This window comes from Nonomuraea sp. WAC 01424 (genome assembly GCF_003947315.1).
GTDB lineage: Bacteria > Actinomycetota > Actinomycetes > Streptosporangiales > Streptosporangiaceae > Nonomuraea > Nonomuraea spiralis.
Genome location: NZ_QHHZ01000003.1, coordinates 589354 through 605036 on the forward strand (window position 1 = coordinate 589354; position 15683 = coordinate 605036).

14 protein-coding genes are annotated in these 15683 nt (G+C 67.5%); 8 read left to right on the forward strand and 6 right to left on the reverse strand.

Features of this window, described 5'->3' with window-relative positions:
* Positions 1-68 precede the first annotated feature (68 nt).
* Complete coding sequence (locus tag DMB42_RS12235) at positions 69-863, reverse strand: NAD(P)-dependent oxidoreductase (protein WP_260477633.1); 795 nt, start codon at positions 861-863, stop codon at positions 69-71.
* A 135-nt stretch (positions 864-998) separates the two neighbouring features.
* Between DMB42_RS12235 and DMB42_RS12240 the strand changes: the two genes are divergently transcribed.
* The 5 genes from DMB42_RS12240 to DMB42_RS12260 all read left to right on the forward strand — a co-directional run bounded on the left by DMB42_RS12240 (position 999) and on the right by DMB42_RS12260 (position 6168).
* Positions 999-2306: a sugar ABC transporter substrate-binding protein gene (locus DMB42_RS12240; protein ID WP_125633759.1), complete on the forward strand. Its 1308-nt coding sequence runs from the start codon at positions 999-1001 to the stop codon at positions 2304-2306.
* Positions 2303-3235, forward strand: a complete 933-nt coding sequence (locus DMB42_RS12245; protein ID WP_125633761.1) for a carbohydrate ABC transporter permease — start codon at positions 2303-2305, stop codon at positions 3233-3235. The genes DMB42_RS12240 and DMB42_RS12245 overlap by 4 nt, the downstream gene beginning before the upstream one ends.
* Before the next feature lie 10 nt (positions 3236-3245).
* Positions 3246-4106: a carbohydrate ABC transporter permease gene (locus DMB42_RS12250; RefSeq protein WP_125633763.1), complete on the forward strand. Its 861-nt coding sequence runs from the start codon at positions 3246-3248 to the stop codon at positions 4104-4106.
* Between the two features lie 70 nt (positions 4107-4176).
* Positions 4177-4938: an IclR family transcriptional regulator gene (locus tag DMB42_RS12255; RefSeq protein WP_125633765.1), complete on the forward strand. Its 762-nt coding sequence runs from the start codon at positions 4177-4179 to the stop codon at positions 4936-4938.
* Between the two features lie 321 nt (positions 4939-5259).
* Positions 5260-6168 (forward strand): 5-dehydro-4-deoxyglucarate dehydratase, encoded by a 909-nt coding sequence (locus DMB42_RS12260; protein ID WP_125633767.1) that lies wholly within the window; start codon positions 5260-5262, stop codon positions 6166-6168.
* 322 nt (positions 6169-6490) lie between these two features.
* Here the strand turns inward: DMB42_RS12260 and DMB42_RS12265 are convergent, their stop codons facing one another.
* Complete coding sequence (locus tag DMB42_RS12265) at positions 6491-7966, reverse strand: aldehyde dehydrogenase (NADP(+)) (RefSeq protein ID WP_125633769.1); 1476 nt, start codon at positions 7964-7966, stop codon at positions 6491-6493.
* 107 nt (positions 7967-8073) lie between these two features.
* Here DMB42_RS12265 and DMB42_RS12270 point away from each other — a divergent pair, with 107 nt between their 5' ends.
* Both DMB42_RS12270 and DMB42_RS12275 read left to right on the forward strand, forming a co-directional pair.
* The gene (locus DMB42_RS12270) at positions 8074-9330 is read left to right on the forward strand and encodes a glucarate dehydratase family protein (RefSeq protein ID WP_125633771.1); all 1257 of its coding nucleotides are present in this window, start codon (positions 8074-8076) and stop codon (positions 9328-9330) included.
* Complete coding sequence (locus DMB42_RS12275; protein ID WP_125633773.1) at positions 9327-10478, forward strand: hypothetical protein; 1152 nt, start codon at positions 9327-9329, stop codon at positions 10476-10478. The genes DMB42_RS12270 and DMB42_RS12275 overlap by 4 nt, the downstream gene beginning before the upstream one ends.
* A gap of 374 nt (positions 10479-10852) precedes the next feature.
* On the opposite strand, the gene DMB42_RS54910 is transcribed toward DMB42_RS12275, so the two are convergent.
* Together DMB42_RS54910 and DMB42_RS12280 are read right to left on the reverse strand one after the other, a co-directional pair.
* Positions 10853-10984: a hypothetical protein gene (locus DMB42_RS54910; protein WP_260477634.1), complete on the reverse strand. Its 132-nt coding sequence runs from the start codon at positions 10982-10984 to the stop codon at positions 10853-10855.
* A 209-nt stretch (positions 10985-11193) separates the two neighbouring features.
* Complete coding sequence (locus DMB42_RS12280) at positions 11194-11691, reverse strand: DUF402 domain-containing protein (RefSeq protein WP_125633774.1); 498 nt, start codon at positions 11689-11691, stop codon at positions 11194-11196.
* A gap of 643 nt (positions 11692-12334) precedes the next feature.
* On the opposite strand from DMB42_RS12280, the gene DMB42_RS56345 reads away from it, so the two are divergent.
* Entirely contained in the window at positions 12335-12799 is a 465-nt protein-coding gene (locus DMB42_RS56345; RefSeq protein ID WP_221762102.1) for a transposase, read from the forward strand.
* Positions 12800-13620: 821 nt separating this feature from the next.
* Here the strand turns inward: DMB42_RS56345 and DMB42_RS12290 are convergent.
* Positions 13621-14262, reverse strand: coding sequence for a response regulator transcription factor (locus DMB42_RS12290; RefSeq protein WP_125633776.1), 642 nt, complete (start codon positions 14260-14262; stop codon positions 13621-13623).
* A complete protein-coding gene (locus DMB42_RS54170) occupies positions 14259-15638 on the reverse strand; it encodes a sensor histidine kinase (RefSeq protein WP_221762103.1) in 1380 nt (459 codons plus the stop codon). The genes DMB42_RS12290 and DMB42_RS54170 overlap by 4 nt, the downstream gene beginning before the upstream one ends.
* Positions 15639-15683 lie beyond the last annotated feature (45 nt).

The following is a 15683-nucleotide window of genomic DNA, read 5'->3' on the forward strand; positions in this document are numbered from 1 at the left end:
CAAACGGTTGCCAGGGCTAAGCCTTGACCTTCGACGGTCCGGCCGTCAAGGTTTCTGCAACCGTTTGCCTACCAGGAGCCGCCGAGCTCCTTCAGCGTGAACATCCCTCCGGCGCGGTCGTGCACGGGGTCGGCCAGGTCGGGCTCGCCCTGCTCGGCGACGAGCGCGGCGGCCTGGGGCTCGGAGTCGTCGCGGGGGTCGTAGCCGATGCGGCGGGCCTCCTCCAGCGACCACCACCGGCGGGCGTTGCCGGACACGCCCCAGACGACGTGGTAGCCGGGCGCGGCCAGCGCGGCCTCGACCAGGCGGGCCAGGTCGTCGGGCGAGATCCAGGTGGCCAGGCCCCGGGTGTCGGCCGAGCCCTCGTTGCAGGTGCCGAGCCTGATCACGGTCACGTTCATGCCGAACCTGTCGTGGTAGAGGCTGCCCAGGGCCTCCATGACGACCTTGCTGACACCGTAGAAGGTGTCGGGGCGCGGGAAGGCGTAGTCGGGGAGGTCTGAGCCGTCGCGCGGCCTGGTGTGGAAGCCGGCCGCGTGGTGGCTGCCCATGAGTACCAAGTGCTCGACGCCCTCGTTCCTGGCGGCCTCCATGAGCACGTGGGTGCCGTTGACGTTGGCGTGCACGATGTCGTCCCACGGGTGCTCGCGGCTCTGGCCGCCCAGGTGCAGTACGGCGTCCACACCCTTCATGGCCTCGGCCATGGCCGCGGCGTCGGCGAGGTCGGCGGTCACCCACTCCTCGTCCGGGCCCGTACCGACCGGGTGGAGGTCGGAGAGCCGCAGCGTGCGCCCCGGACGGGCGAGCCGGGGGCGGAGCAGCGTGCCGACTTTTCCCGCGGCTCCGGTCATCAGAATGCGCATGTCAACCGTTGTACACAATTCTGACATAAATTCACATCCTTGAATATTGACCGGTCTATATCGCCGTAGTTACCGTCACAGGAACAAGTTCATGCACACGACACGTGTCCACGTATGTGAACGGGAGGCGGTCTGATGTCACGCCGTTTGCTGGGGGTCGCGCTCGCCGCGAGCCTGGCCGCAACGCTGACGGGCTGCGGTTCCGGGGGATCGAGCACGAACGACACGCTGGAGATCTGGATCAGGCAGGCGCCCGATTCCGATTCCGCGAAGACGGCGGTGAAACTCGCCGGCGCATTCACCAAGGCCAGCGGGATCAAGACCAAAGTCGTCGCCCTCTTCGACGACTTCGAGACGAAACTGAACCAGCAGGCGTCCCAGAAGGCGCTTCCCGACATCGTCGTCAACGACACCGCGCAACTGGGCAACATGCATTCCCAGGGCTGGCTGCGCGAGGTGGACAAGAGCAAGCTGACCGGCGGCGACCAGCTCTCGGACCTGGCTTGGAAGGCGGCCACCGGCTCCGACGGCAAGTTCTACGGCGCGCCCTTCTCCGCCCAGGCCTTCGCCCTCATCGTGCGCAAGGACTGGCGGGAGAAGGTCGGCCTGCGACCGCCGCGGACCTGGGCGGACCTGGCCGAACTGGCCCGCGCCTTCACCGACGACGACCCCGACGGCAACGGGCAGAAGGACACCGCCGGCTTCGTGATCCCGGCCGGCACCAAACGTGGCTACGCCTCCTGGTACGCCTCCTCCCTCATCTACGCCAACGGCGGCGACTTCGTGAAGCCCACCGGCCCCGGCAGGTTCGCCGCGATGACGGACGACCCCAGGACCGTCGAGGCCGTGCAGTACCTCCAGGACCAGTTCTGCAAGAGCAAGACGGTCAACCCGGGCGCGGTCAGCAACGACACCACCGTCACGCACGAGGTGTTCGAGAAGGGACAGGGCGGCATCTACCTGGTCGGCCCGTACGTGCTGGCCCGGTTCGTCAAGAGCATCGGCACCGACAGGATCGAGGTGCTGCCGGTGCCCAAGGGCCCCTCCGGCGGCCCCGGAACCCTCGGCGAGGGCGAGAACGTCTACCTGATGGCCGGATCGGACATGCCCGACGCCCAGCAGAAGTTCGCCGAGTTCGCGATCTCCCCCGACGGCCAGCGCATCGGCATGAACAAGGACGCCAACGGCGCAATCGTCCGCCTGCCCGTGAACAAGGGCGTGGACCTGGCCGCCGAGCGGCAGGACCCGCGCTGGAAGGTGTTCCAGGAGTCCTACGACCACGCCGTCTACGCGCCGCCGGTGCCCAACTGGGCGCCCATCCGGCAGGACTCCGCCGACGTCGTCAACGCCGTATGGGCCGACTGCGGCGCCGACGTCAAGGCGAAGATGGGCGAGCTGACCACCAAGCTCACCCAGGAACTGCAGAGCCAGAAAGCGTCATGACCCCGACCGTCACGCGGGCGGCGGCCACGACGGCGCCCGCTCGCCGCCACACCGGACCCGGCCCGGCCCGGCGGCGGGGCACGCTGGCCGCCTGGCTGTTCCTCGCCCCCGCCCTGCTGCTGTTCCTGTACTTCAAGTTCATCCCGATGGCCCTCGGCCTGTGGAAGAGCTTCAACAAGGTCCAGTACGTCTCGGACGAATGGGTCGGCCTCGACAACTACCGCACGATCATCGCGGACGACGCCTTCGCCTCGGCCATCTGGCACAGCCTCGTACTGGCGCTCGGCACCACGCTCGGCTCGCTCCTGCTCGGGCTGGTGCTCGCGCTGCTCATCGAGGGCACCGCCCGTTACCTGTGGTTCGTCAGGACCGCGGCCTTCCTCCCGGTCGTCACCACGATGGCCGCGGTGGCCGAGGTCTGGCGGATCATGTTCCACCCGGGCGACACCGGCATGCTCAACGTCATCATCGGTCGGCTGGGCATCGACCCGCAGCCGTGGCTGGGCAGCGAGGACTCCTCACTCTGGTCGATCATGCTGATGAGCGTCTGGCGCGGGACGCCGTACGACATGATGATCTTTCTGGCCGGCCTGGTCGGCGTGGACCGCACCCTGTACGAGGCCGCCGCCGTCGACGGCGCGTCCACCTGGCGCCGGCTGCGGCACATCACGCTGCCGGCGCTGCGGCCGGTGTTCTGGATCCTGTTCACGCTGGCCGCCATCCGTGGGCTGCGGGTGTTCGTCGAGGTCTACGTCCTGACCAACGGCGGCCCCGACGGGTCCTCGGAGGTGCTGATGACGCTGATCTACAAGCTCGGGTTCCAGAAGAACGAGCTGGGGGTCGCCTCGGCGGGCGGGATCGTGTTGTTCCTGGCCACGCTGGCGCTGACCCTCGTCGTGCAGATGCTGCGCAGGAGGCAGGCGAGATGAGGTTCGACAGATGAGGTTCGACAGCGCCCTGGGCCTGGAGGCGCACAAGGGGCCGGCGGCCACCGCCGGCAAGGTCGTGCTCTACTCCGCGATGGTGCTGGTCTTCACCGGGCCGCTGGTGGGGCTGCTGGTCAGCGCGTTCAGCAGGACGCTCGACCCGACGTCCTTCTCGTTGTGGCCCGACGACCTGACCCTGGAGAACTTCGTCCAGGCCGGGGAGAAGAACGTCTACCTCTACCTGTTCAACTCCTTCGTCGTCGTCGGGTTCGGGCTGTTGCTGCAACTGCTGGTGAGCGTGTTCGCGGCGTACTCGCTGGCACGCAAGAGGTTCCGCGGCATGACCGTCGTGATGTTGCTCATGCTGGCCACGATGATGTTGCCCGAGGAGATCATCGCGATCCCGTTGTCGCTGGTCCTCGCCGACCTGCCCGTGCTCCACCTCAACCTGATCGGCACGTACGCCGGGATGATCCTGCCCGTCGGCGCCTGGGGCTTCTCGATCCTGGTGATGACCGAGTTCATGAAGGAGGTGCCGGTCGAGCTGGAGGAGGCCGCCCGCATCGACGGCGCGGGCGAGCTGCGCATCTTCGCCACGATCATCGTGCCGCTGTGCCGTCCGGCGCTCGGCGTGATCGGCGTCTTCGGCTTCACCATGATCTGGGACCAGTACCTGCTGCCCCTGATCGTCTCGACCGACTCCAGCACCTGGACCCTGCCCATCGCGCTGCGTTCGCTCCGCTCGGACGAGGAGGTCGGCATCGGCGTGCTGCTCAAGGGCTCGCTGCTGGCGCTGCTGCCCTCGATCATCGCGTTCCTGGCGTTCCAGCGGCAGTTCATGCGGGGTCTGACCAGCGGCGCGATCAAGGGGTAGATGTCCATGTATATGGACGGGATCCCATATCCTGACACCCTGAAGCCGTCGCCGCCGAGATGGGACGAGTATGGAGCCACAGCTGGTCAAGTCCGCCGAGCGGACCGTACGCATCCTGGAGACCCTGGCGGAGTCCCACGACCACCTCACGCTGGCACAGCTCCAGCAGCGCACCGGCTTCCCGCGCAGCAGCCTGCACGCCCTCATGCGCACCCTGGTCGAGCTCAACTGGGTGGAGACGGACACGACCAGGTCCGCGTTCGGGATCGGGCCGCACGCGCTGCTGACCGGCACCGCGTACCTCGACAAGGACCCGGCGCTGCGCTTCGCCCAGGAGACCCTGGAGGACCTGCGGGACGAGATCGGCCACACCGTGCACTTCGCCCGCCGGGACGAGGCCCACGTCCTCTACCTGGCCACCCGCGAGTCACGGGAGGCCGGCCACGTGATCCCCAGGGTGGGCCGGCGGCTGCCCGCCCACGTGACCGCGCTCGGCCAGGTGCTGCTCGCCCAGCTCACGGACGACGAGGTCGTGGCCCTGCTGCCCGACCCGCTGCGGGCGCTGACCGACCACACCATCACCGACCTGACCAAGCTGACCGGCGAGCTCGACCAGGTGCGCACCCGGGGCTGGGCGCTGGAACGCGAGCAGGGCACGCCGGGCGTGGCCTGCGTGGCCGTGGCGGTCGACTACCGCATCCCGGCCACCGACGCGATCAGCTGCTCGATGCCGGTGGGGCTGCCACCGGCCGAGATCGAGCGGATCACCGAAGCAGTGATCAACCACACCCGCAGACTGGCCGCCACCCTCCGCAGAGAAGGCATCCGCTAGTCCCCACCTCGCAGAGCCCGCCAACCAGTAATCCACCATGCAAGACCCCCGGCCACGGCACCCACCTTGCGGGGCCTGTCACCAGGACACCCACCTCGCGGGGCCTGTCGCCAGGACCACCACCTTCCACTGTCGCCAGGACACCCATCTTGCACGGACTGTCGCCAGGGCCTCCACCGAATGCCCGCCTTGCGTGGATGCCCCCGCCGGGGCATCCACCGACCCTCACCTCGGAAGGATCGCCGACAGGCATCCACCACCCCGACGTCGGCGGAATCGCCGACCGGGCACCCGCCGACCCCCTCCTTGGAAGGACTGCCGATGCGGCTGGATGGTGTTCTCTTCTTTCCCGTGACCCCCTTCGACGGCAACGGCGCCGACGGCGCGGCGGTGCTGGCCAAGCACGTCTCCGACGGGGTCGCCGCCGGAGCGGGAGGAGTGTTCGCCGCCTGCGGAACCGGCGAGTTCAACGCCCTCGACCTCACCGACTACACCAAGGTCATGACCACGTCGGTCGCGGCGACGCAGGGCCGCGTGCCCGTGTTCGGAGGCGCGGGCGGACCGCTCCCCATGGCCAGGGCCGGCGCGCTGGCCGCCGCCGACAGCGGCGCCGACGGGTTGCTGCTGCTGCCCCCGTACCTGGTCAGCGCCCCGCCGTCCGGTCTGGTGAGGTACGTACGCGAAGTGGCGGCCGCCACCGACCTCCCGGTCATCATCTACCAGCGAGGGAACGCGCGTTTCTCCCCCGCCGCCGTGACCGAGCTCGCCGCGCTGCCGAACGTGATCGGCTTCAAGGACGGCCTGGGCGACCTCGACCTGCTCCAGCGCATCATCCTGACCGTCCAGGCCGCCGCGCCCAGCGGGGAGTTCACGTTCTTCAACGGCCTGCCCACCGCCGAGCTGACCGTACCGGCCTACCGCGGCCTCGGCGTGAACCTGTACTCCAGCGCCGTCTTCGCCTTCGCCCCCGAGATCGCGCTGGCCTTCCACAAGGCGGTGACCAGCGGGGACGACGCACTCGTACGCCGCCTGCTGACCGGTTTCTACCTGCCGCTGGTGGAACTGCGCGACCTGGTGCCGGGGTACGCGGTATCGCTGGTCAAAGCAGGCGTACGCCTACGAGGCCTGGACGTCGGCGGCGTACGCGCCCCCCTGACGGACCCCACCCCCGACCACCTGGCCACCCTGCGACACCTCACGACCACCGGCCTACACCTCGCCACCACCTGACGGGAGTCAGCGAGTCGGTCCCATCGAGCAGCCATTTGGTAGCCCTCGGCGAGTGAGCCCTCCCACCACCCAGGCCACCTTGAGCTCTAGGGTCAGACCACGCCCCCAGCCCGCGCCCACCACATACCCTCACGCCCCATCACCCCACGCCCTCGCCCCCAAGTCCAAGCCCAAGCCTCAGCCCAGCCTCAGCCCTCAGCCCTCAGCCCTCAGCCTCAGCCGCACGCTCAGGCTCAGGCTCAGGCGCAGGCGCAAGCCAGGCACAGGGCTCGCTCCCGCCCCCATCGAGCCGAGCCCCCACCTCCCAAGGGCACACTCAGCATCACCCCGCCTGCAGTCGCCCATCGACCCGGCGCGAGATCCCGAGGGGGTTTCCCTCCTTCAGCTCCTCAGGCAGCAACGCCTCCGGCCAGTCCTGATACGCCGTAGGCGCAACCCACCGCCCGATGGCCGCCGCCCCCACGGACGTGAACGCCGACGTCGAAGCCGGCCACGGCCCCCCGTGATGCATCGCCCAGCAGACCGCCACCCCCGTCGGCCACCCGTTCCAGATCAGCCGCCCCGCCTTCCGGCCGAGCACCTCGACGACCTCTTCGGCCTCATCCGGATCACTGCCATGAACAGTCGCCGTCAACGACCCTTCCAGCCGCTCCAACACCCTCCGCAGCTCCGAAATATCCCGATAAGTCACCACGACAGCCGCCGGCCCGAAACACTCCTCCGCGATTCCCGGCAACCTCTCCCCGAACGACTCCAGATCCGTCGCGAACACCTTGGGCGCCACCGCCCAGGCCCCCTCCCCCGGCTTCCCCTCGGCCAGCAACCGCAGCTCGCCGAGCCGTCCGAGCCCGCCCAGATACCCGTCCCTGATCCGTTCGGCCAGCATGGGCCCGGTCGCGGCGGTCCCCTCGATCGCCGCGACCAGCGCCTCGCGCAGCTCGTCGTCCTCGGGCACGAACATGAGCCCCGGATTCGTACAGAACTGCCCGACCCCCAGCGTCAGCGACGCCGCGAACCCGCTCGCCACCTCTTTCGCCGGCGCCGACGGCAGCACCACCACGGGATTGACGCTGCCCAATTCGCCGTAGAACGGGATGGGCGTCTCCCGCTCGTCGATCAGCTTCCGGATCGCCTTGCCGCCCGCCACCGACCCGGTAAACCCGGCCGCGACCACCCGCGGATGCCGTACCAGGTCGACGCCTGCCTGCATCCCCTGCACCAGCCCGAGCAGGTCCGGATAAGGCAGGGCATTCCGTACGATCTTCGCCACCCGCTCGGACGTGTTCGGATGCCCCGGATGCGCCTTGACCACCACGGCACACCCGGCGGCCAGCGCCGAGGCGGTGTCGCCACCCGCCACCGAGAACGCGAACGGGAAGTTGCTCGCCGCGAAGACGGCGACGACACCGGGCAGCGGATGGTTCATCCGCCGCACGTCCGGCCGCGGCGGGGTGAGCGCGGGGTCGGCGTGGTCGATGACGGCCTCCAGGTAGCCGCCGTCCCGGACGACCTGGGCGAAGAGCCTGAACTGGCCGGCCGTACGCGCCACCTCGCCGCGCAGCCGTACCTCTCCGAGGGCGGTCTCCTGGTCGGCGAGTTGCCACAGTTCGTCCACGTGCGCGGTGAGCGCGTCGGCGACGGCCTCCAGCGCCAGCGCCTGTTCGTCCACAGGGGTCGCCCGCCACGCGGCGCCGGCCGCCGCCGCCGCGGAGACGGTCAGGCCGACCCCGGCGCTGTCGGTCTCGGGCACGGCGCTGCCCACGGTCTCACCGGTCCTGGGGTCGTATCCGTAGATCATCACATGGCCCTTCGCAGTCTTGACACTGTCTGAGCCCGATTCTTACAGTGGCGGCAACCTGTCCACAAATCTGGCATTTGTTCACATATATGGACGGCGGTTCTAAAATGATCATCCGGCAGATCCACGTCACCCCCGTCGCCTTCCGGGATCCGCCCCTCCTGAATGCCGCCGGAGTGCACGAACCATGGGCCCTGCGCACCATCGTCGAGATCGTCACGGACGAGGGCATCTCGGGACTCGGCGAGACCTACGGCGACCTCGGCCACCTCACCAAGGTCCGCGAGTGCGCACAGGTCCTGCTCGGCCTCGACGTCCATGCCACCAACGAGATGTACGCCCGCGTCTCGGCGACCGTCGGCGACGTCGTGACCGACCTGCACGGCCTGACCGGCGCCGCCACCAAGGAGAAGAGCGTCGACCGGGTCTTCTCCCCCTTCGAGGTGGCATGCCTGGACATCCGCGGCAAGGCGGCCGGCGTACCGGTCGTGGACCTGCTCGGCGGACGCGTCCGCGACGCCGTCCCCTACAGCGCGTACCTCTTCTACAAATGGGCGGCCCACCCGGGCGCCGGCCCCGACCGCTTCGGCCCGGCCCTCGACGAGGCGGGCCTGGTCGCGCAGGCAGCCCTCCTGACCAAGGAGTACGGCTTCTCCTCGATCAAGCTGAAGGGCGGCGTGCTGCCCCCCGACCAGGAGATCGCCGGCATCCGGGCCCTGCACGCGGCATTCCCAGGGATCCCCCTCCGCCTGGACCCCAACGCCGCCTGGACCGTCGAGACCTCCATCCGCGTCGGCCGCGAGCTCGACGGCGCCCTCCAGTACCTGGAGGACCCCACACCGGGCATCTCGGGCATGGCGGAGGTGGCCGCGGCCGTCCCGATGCCCCTCGCCACGAACATGTGCGTCGTCACCCCCGAACACCTGCCCCCCGCCATCTCCGCCCGCGCGATCAGCGTGCTCTTGCTGGACCACCACTATTGGGGCGGCCTCGTACGATCGGCGCACATCGCCACGCTCTGCGGCACCTTCGGCCTGGACCTGTCGATGCACTCCAACTCCCATCTCGGCATCAGCCTGGCCGCGATGACCCACCTCGCCGCCGCCACCCCGAACCTGACCTTCGCCTGCGACACCCACACCCCCTGGCAGGACGGCCAGGACGTGGTGCTTCCCGGCAGCCTGCGCTTCACCGACGGCGCCGTACCGGTCCCCGCGGGCCCCGGCCTCGGCGTCGAACTGGACCGCGACGCACTGGCGATCATGAACGAGCAGTACGAGACGTGCGGCGTCCGGGCCCGCGACGACACGACCTACATGCGGCGTTTCGAGCCCGCCTTCTCCACGAGGAGACCCCGCTGGTGAACGTCGCCTACGTCTACCCCTGGGACGTCGTCGGCGACCCGACGGCCCCCACCCGCCTTGCCGAACTGGGCGTGGACACGATCGCCCTGGCGGCCGCCTATCACTCCACCCGCGCCGTCACCCCGTACCACCCCGCACACCGCGTACTGGACGTCCCCCACCCTGCCTTCTACCTGCCGATCCGCCCGCACACCTGGTCCCGCCTGGTCCCCGCCGCTCCCACCTGGACCCCGCCGGACGCCTATCTCCAGGCCCAGACGGCCCTGCACCGGGCCGGCCTGAAGGTCCACGCCTGGATCGTCCTCACCCACAACTCCTACCTGGGCACCCGGTTCCCCGACCTGGTCGTACGCAACGCCTTCGGCGACCCCTACCCGTACGCCCTCTGCCCCGCCCACGAGGACGTCCTGGAGTACTGCGAGACCCTCGTCACGGAAACCCTCACCCTGGCCGAGCCGGACGGCCTGATCCTGGAGGCCTGCGGACCGATGGGGTTCACCCACCAGAGCATCCACGAGAAGACCTCCGGCGCCGACTGGACCCTCACCGACACCGACCTCCTCTCCCTCTGCTTCTGCAAGGCCTGCACCCCCCACTACCCCTCAGAAGCCGCCCCTCGAATCCGCGAAATCCTCGACCACCCAGCAACCGCCTCACCCGAAACCGGCCCCCATCCCCCCAAGGCCGACACGATGGACCACGCCCTCGGCCCCCTGACCGACGAGGTACGTGCGATCCGCGTGCGGCTGTCGGCCTCCCTCCGCCGCCGCCTGCTCTCCGCCGCCCGCGCAACAGCCCCGAACACGCCGATCACCCTGCACGCCAACCCGACCCCCTGGGCGACCGGCCCCTTCGCCGCCCTCCCCGACGGCGACCCAGACCTGGACGTCCTCGTAGGCAACTGCTGGGGCGACACCACCACAGACGCCGCCCGCCTCACCGCCTTGGCGAACCTGTGCACCCCTGGCCAACGAGTAGGCGCCTACGTCCTGGCCCTCCCACCTCGCCCGGCCGACACAACCACCCTGGCCGCGCACCTGAAGGCCTACGCCCACGCCGGCGCCTCAGAATTCCACCTCTACCACGCAGGCCTGGCCTCCCCCCAGCGCCTCTCAGCCCTCACAAACGCCCTCCGCCATCTCCCCTGACCTCAGCCTTGATCGCGCCCATAACGCCAGCAGAGACCCCAGCCCAGGACATCCGGCCCCTCCCCCCGATGAGCGCCCCGAACATCGAAGCCCGAACCACGAGCCACAACAAACTCCCCCGCGCAACTGCCTTGAAGAGCGCCTCAGCCCCCGAGTCAGCTACCCACGTGTCCCGGGACACCGACCAACATTCGGAACAGATCGAGTCCCATACCCAGCCGCCTACCTGAAGCGTCTAACTCACCGATCACCAGCAGCACCGGACCAGCTGCCCCCTAGATGCACACCCATCAGCGCGTGCCCCACATCAACGCCCGACGCCCAGACACGCACCTGCCTAGGTCACCAACAGCCCGACCGAGGCAGAGACAGGCTCAACGGCTGACCGACAACCCGCCAACGGTGAAGATCAGCCGCAGACGCAACCCCAACACCCGCCGCTTCAGGAAGGCCCGCAGCCAGCCCGACCAGAAACGGCAGCAGCGCAGCGGAAGCAGACTCCTCACCCACCGAACAGCCCGCCCCTCAGATCAGGCCGCCCCCTACCGGACGTCGGCGTCGCAACCTGCATCGCACCCCAGCACCGAAGATCACCCACCCGAGCAGCCCGCCACCCGCCCTACCCGACGACCGACACACCACCCAGCCCCAGCAACGTCCCGGGCCCAGGACTGGGCTCCTGCCGTCCCAACCCCACCACCAGATCCGACGGCACTCAATCCAACATCGCAAGCCACTTCAGGTGCGCTCCCCCGAACGGCCCCCTTCGCGCCCCCACCTCATCCATCAACCACCGCGCACTCTCTTCCGCCCGAGCTACCAACTCCGGCGGATACCCCAGCAGCACCTGATGCTCGGCGAACTCGTCCTCATCGTCGAGAATGAGCCGCCCGTCCCGCATCCTGATCACGTCGAGATCGAGGTCCAACATGGTGACCTCGTCATCACGCCACTCTGGAACCGTGGTGACGTCCACGTAGACCTCACTACGATGCGGCGCCGCATTGAACGATGCCGTCCACCAGGCATCCCGCGGGAACAGCATGATCGCGTGGGTCTCCCACTTGACGGCCGGCCCTTCCCCCTTCCGCGCGACCGTCCCTCCCGGCACCGCCACCCAGATCCCGTGCTGATCATCCCCGAGCACCCTGCCCGGATGGTTCCAGTGCAGAGCCCCGCCGTACTTCCGAAACACCACACGCACATCACTCATGAGACAAACCTACTTTTCCGCCCACCTCCACCACGAGGCCATTAGCCCCACGACCACATCCCCCACGCACACCCCTCACCACCGCATCCCAAACTTCGAAGACAGACCCCCCAACCAGGCAGGCCACCCCAGCGCCTCTAAACGCACCTCGAACCATCAACTACTCACGGCCACAAGGTTCGCCAGCGACGCGACGCGCCCCTCACTCCGCCGAGGCAACCCACTCGCACGAGGCGCCTCTGTAGCGAGCCAGCCCCACCCGAGAGGCCCCCTCCTCCCCGCTCTTCCACTACATAACCCACAACTCGCCGGCATTCACAAACAACCATCAAGGTGCACCCAAAACGCATCGTCATCCAACACAACAAATGCAACGCACCTCCAACAAGCACCCATCCAAGCATTTCACCCCAAAATGCGCGAATAGCGCCTCCTCAAGACATCCCGACAAGCCCCACGTCACACGAAATATCATCATCCTTCGACAGCAACTCAAAAACCAGTCAACCTTCAAAATTCACAGACATATCTCCCAAATAGCCAGGCATTTTCGCCGTTCCTGCCCCGCCCACACACTTCCACCCCAAGAACGCCCCCATAACCCCCTTACAACGACCGCCTGATCCCGCTTAGATTGTGACCCGTGGCGAGACGTGGCGAGTTGACCGACAAGGCATGGGAACGAATCGCACCTCTACTCCCGGTTGCCGCAGGCCCCGGCCGGCCTTGGCGGGGACACAGGCAAGTAGTGAACGGAATCCTGTGGCGCTTCGAGACTGGAGCAACCTGGCGAGAAATCCCAGAGCGCTACGGCCCCTGGCAAACCTGCTACGAACGATTCAAACGCTGGACCGAAGACGGAACCTGGGCGAGAGTCCTAGAGGAAGCACAAGCCGAAGACGAACACGATCCGGCCCCCTCTCCACTTCCGCCCCACCCGCGTCCATCCAGGATTAGGAAAGATCGGGGACTATCAACTCGAACCCCCGAAAATCCCCCAGAAGGCGCGAAAGAGGATTCTCAATCCGCTGCTACTGAACCGCCCGCGCTCACCAACCCCACCAGCATCAACATAAGAATTCACGCCCACAAAGAGGCGTCCGACTAGTAATCTTCCCCTGAGCGAGCCGGAAACCCGAACAGGGACCGCATTAACCTGTTCAAAGTAGGACAAGTCCGATCCGACACAGGATCCCACAGACACCCGCGCGGGCACTTAGAAACCCCCTCCATTTTGCCCGCGCGGGCACCTACCTTCTTCCTCCACCCGGCCCGCGTGGGCACCACCCCTTCATGGGTGCCCGCGCGGGCCGGCTCTCGCACACAGCATTTCCGTGCCGCACTCAAGTGCTCTGTTGCCGGACAAATACCCTCTGCCAGCTCCACCTGTCGCATTGGCATCAATGTCGGCCACATCAAGGCGCCAGCACGTCCGCCCCTGACACAGGTCCGGTTCGGTGGCGGCCAAACCCTTCGCACCAGGTCACCGCCCACAGCTTGGCGACGGCCTAGCGCCGAACCCTCCGATTAACCCGGCAGGTTTCGACCATAGTGCTGCGACTCGTGTTCTCTGACACCCACCAGCCGCCTCCCCTTACATGGATACTGCGCAATCAAAGCGTGACCAGCACAATTCCTGAGATACCCAATAGGCGCCAAGCATCCCAGGAAGCCAAAATTGCACTCCATCACACAGAAGGACATATGGAGAGGATCGCCACAAAGATCCCACTCCATCTGCGCAACCTACGCCAACCGTCTACCGATCCCTTGAGATACCGCACCGCACCAGAACTCCGACTCAGAACCCACCAGATCGCCGCCGACAGAACCGACCGCTAAGGCCCACTCGTCACCCGCGAGAAGACGCCGGCTCCCTACCTGGGCTAGCACGTCCCACCCGACACCCCACATCAGGTTCACCCCGAGTCATCGCCTTGCGGAAACCAGCCCACTCTCGTACGCCGCGATGACCAGCTGTGCTCTATCGCGCGCCCCCAGCTTCGCCAGCAACCGGCCGATATGCGTCTTAATCGTGGCTACACTCAACCGCAAATGATCAGCGATCTCCCCGTTGGAAAGTCCTTGAGCGATCAACAACAGCACTTCCCGCTCGCGACCCGTCAGCTTTTCGAGCCCCTGCGGCCGCTGCACCACGGGAGTCTTCGTGAATTCCTCGATCAAGCGTCGCGTCACCGTAGGCGCCAGCAGAGCCTCGCCGCTCGCAACCACCCGAACGGCGGCGAGCAGGTCAGCCGGCGGCGTGTCTTTGAGCAGAAACCCGCTCGCCCCAGCCCGAAGCGCATCGTAGACGTACGCGTCAAGATCGAACATGGTCACCACGAGAACTCGCGAGACAGCCCCGATGCGCCGCGTCGCCTCGATGCCATCCATCTCCGGCATGCGAACATCCATCAACACCACATCCGGCCGCTGCTCCAAGACGACCGACACGGCTTCGGAACCGGTCGATGCTTCGCCAACAACCATCAGGTCAGGCTCGGAATCGACCAACATCGTGAAGCTTCCCCTGAGGAGGGCCTGATCGTCAGCGACGACGACCCTGATCACGAGAGCTCCTGATAGGGCAGGCACGCGAACACACGGAAGCCCCTTCGCGGCAAATTCCCCGCTTCAAACACCCCGCCGTACATCATGACCCGCTCCCGCATCCCGATGAGTCCGTGACCGGCGCCGTCCGGGGACAACGAGCGCTTGCCCAGCCCTTCGTCGATCACCTCGATGCGTACCTCACCCTCCTCTGCGGCAACGGACACCCGGCAACGAGTGGGCGAGGCGTGCTTGACCACGTTTGTGAGCGCCTCCTGCACGAGGCGATAGACAGACAGCTCCACACCGTCGGGCAACCGTCTCCCTCCCGCCGCAATGACTTCTCGATCTCCGCCCACTCCAGGCACGGAGGTGGCTCCCATCGACAGGTCTTCATGCGGCCCACAGTCGCCGTTCGGAGACATGGCGCGCGGCCCTTCAGAAGGCTCGTCTTCTTCACGCGACGACCTGTCTGCCCGGCCACGTGACGTGCTGCCAGTCTGAACACGATCTCCTGGCCGCGTCTCGTCGGCGTCAGCCGCCCCGATCCGTAGATCAAGCTCGACCGCAACCCCGGCTTGCCTGGCCTGCTCCGCCAAGCCCTCCAATCCTGCGATCCCCGGCACGGGAGCAAAATCGGGCAGTTGGTTGGAACGCAGCACGCCCAGCAGGTGGCGCATCTCCACCAAGGCACTCCTGCTGGCAGTCTCGATCACGCGGAGGGCATCATGTGCTTCTTCCGGTCTGGTGGCCAGCACGTGATTGGCCACGCCTGCCTTGACCGCGATCAGGCCCACGCTGTGGGTCACGACATCGTGCAGCTCTCGCGCGATGCGTAACCGCTCCTGTGTCACCGCATGCTCCGCAAATCGCTCGGCATCCCGCGCCGCGTACAGCCGGCGTTCCCGCACAGCCCGCCCTATCGTCCAGGCTCCGCCGAGCGCCGCGATCCCGACCAGCGGTTGGTCGATGTGCACCAGCCAGAACGGAGCGCCCTCGCGTGGCGCTCCCCCTGCCACCACCAGCCCGAGCACACTGATCATGCTCACCACACCGATGGCCGAGGATGGGATCAGGGCTCCCAGCCTGTCGGACATCGCCACGATGTACATCGCATACGCGGGTGCGATGTAGGCGTACGCCACCGCATCCACCATCGCGGCGGTGACGGCGAGCAGCAGCGTGAGACAGAAGACGGGCAGAGACCAGAGCCTTCGCACCGCCAGCGGCAATCCCAGTCCGCACGGAAGGGCGATCTTCAGCCACAGAGGCATATCCGGCGTGGTGACGGCAGCTGTGAAGAACACGAACGCGAACCCCAGCGCCGCCGCCAGATCCAGCATGATCAACTGGCGGCGGCTCCAACGCCTGGCGAAGAAGGGGTGGTTCTCGTTCACGTGTTGAACGGTAGCCGCTCGCCAAGCTGAGCACGTCAACCCAGG

Coding starts and splice junctions, on each gene's coding strand:
- DMB42_RS12270 (WP_125633771.1), top strand. CDS start 8,074: ATGATCATCCGGCAGATCCACGTCACCCCCGTCGCCTTCCGGGATCCG.
- DMB42_RS12260 (WP_125633767.1), top strand. CDS start 5,260: ATGCGGCTGGATGGTGTTCTCTTCTTTCCCGTGACCCCCTTCGACGGC.
- DMB42_RS12250 (WP_125633763.1), top strand. CDS start 3,246: ATGAGGTTCGACAGCGCCCTGGGCCTGGAGGCGCACAAGGGGCCGGCG.
- DMB42_RS12280 (WP_125633774.1), bottom strand. CDS start 11,691: ATGAGTGATGTGCGTGTGGTGTTTCGGAAGTACGGCGGGGCTCTGCAC.
- DMB42_RS12265 (WP_125633769.1), bottom strand. CDS start 7,966: ATGATCTACGGATACGACCCCAGGACCGGTGAGACCGTGGGCAGCGCC.
- DMB42_RS12245 (WP_125633761.1), top strand. CDS start 2,303: ATGACCCCGACCGTCACGCGGGCGGCGGCCACGACGGCGCCCGCTCGC.
- DMB42_RS12240 (WP_125633759.1), top strand. CDS start 999: ATGTCACGCCGTTTGCTGGGGGTCGCGCTCGCCGCGAGCCTGGCCGCA.
- DMB42_RS12235 (WP_260477633.1), bottom strand. CDS start 863: ATGCGCATTCTGATGACCGGAGCCGCGGGAAAAGTCGGCACGCTGCTC.
- DMB42_RS12255 (WP_125633765.1), top strand. CDS start 4,177: ATGGAGCCACAGCTGGTCAAGTCCGCCGAGCGGACCGTACGCATCCTG.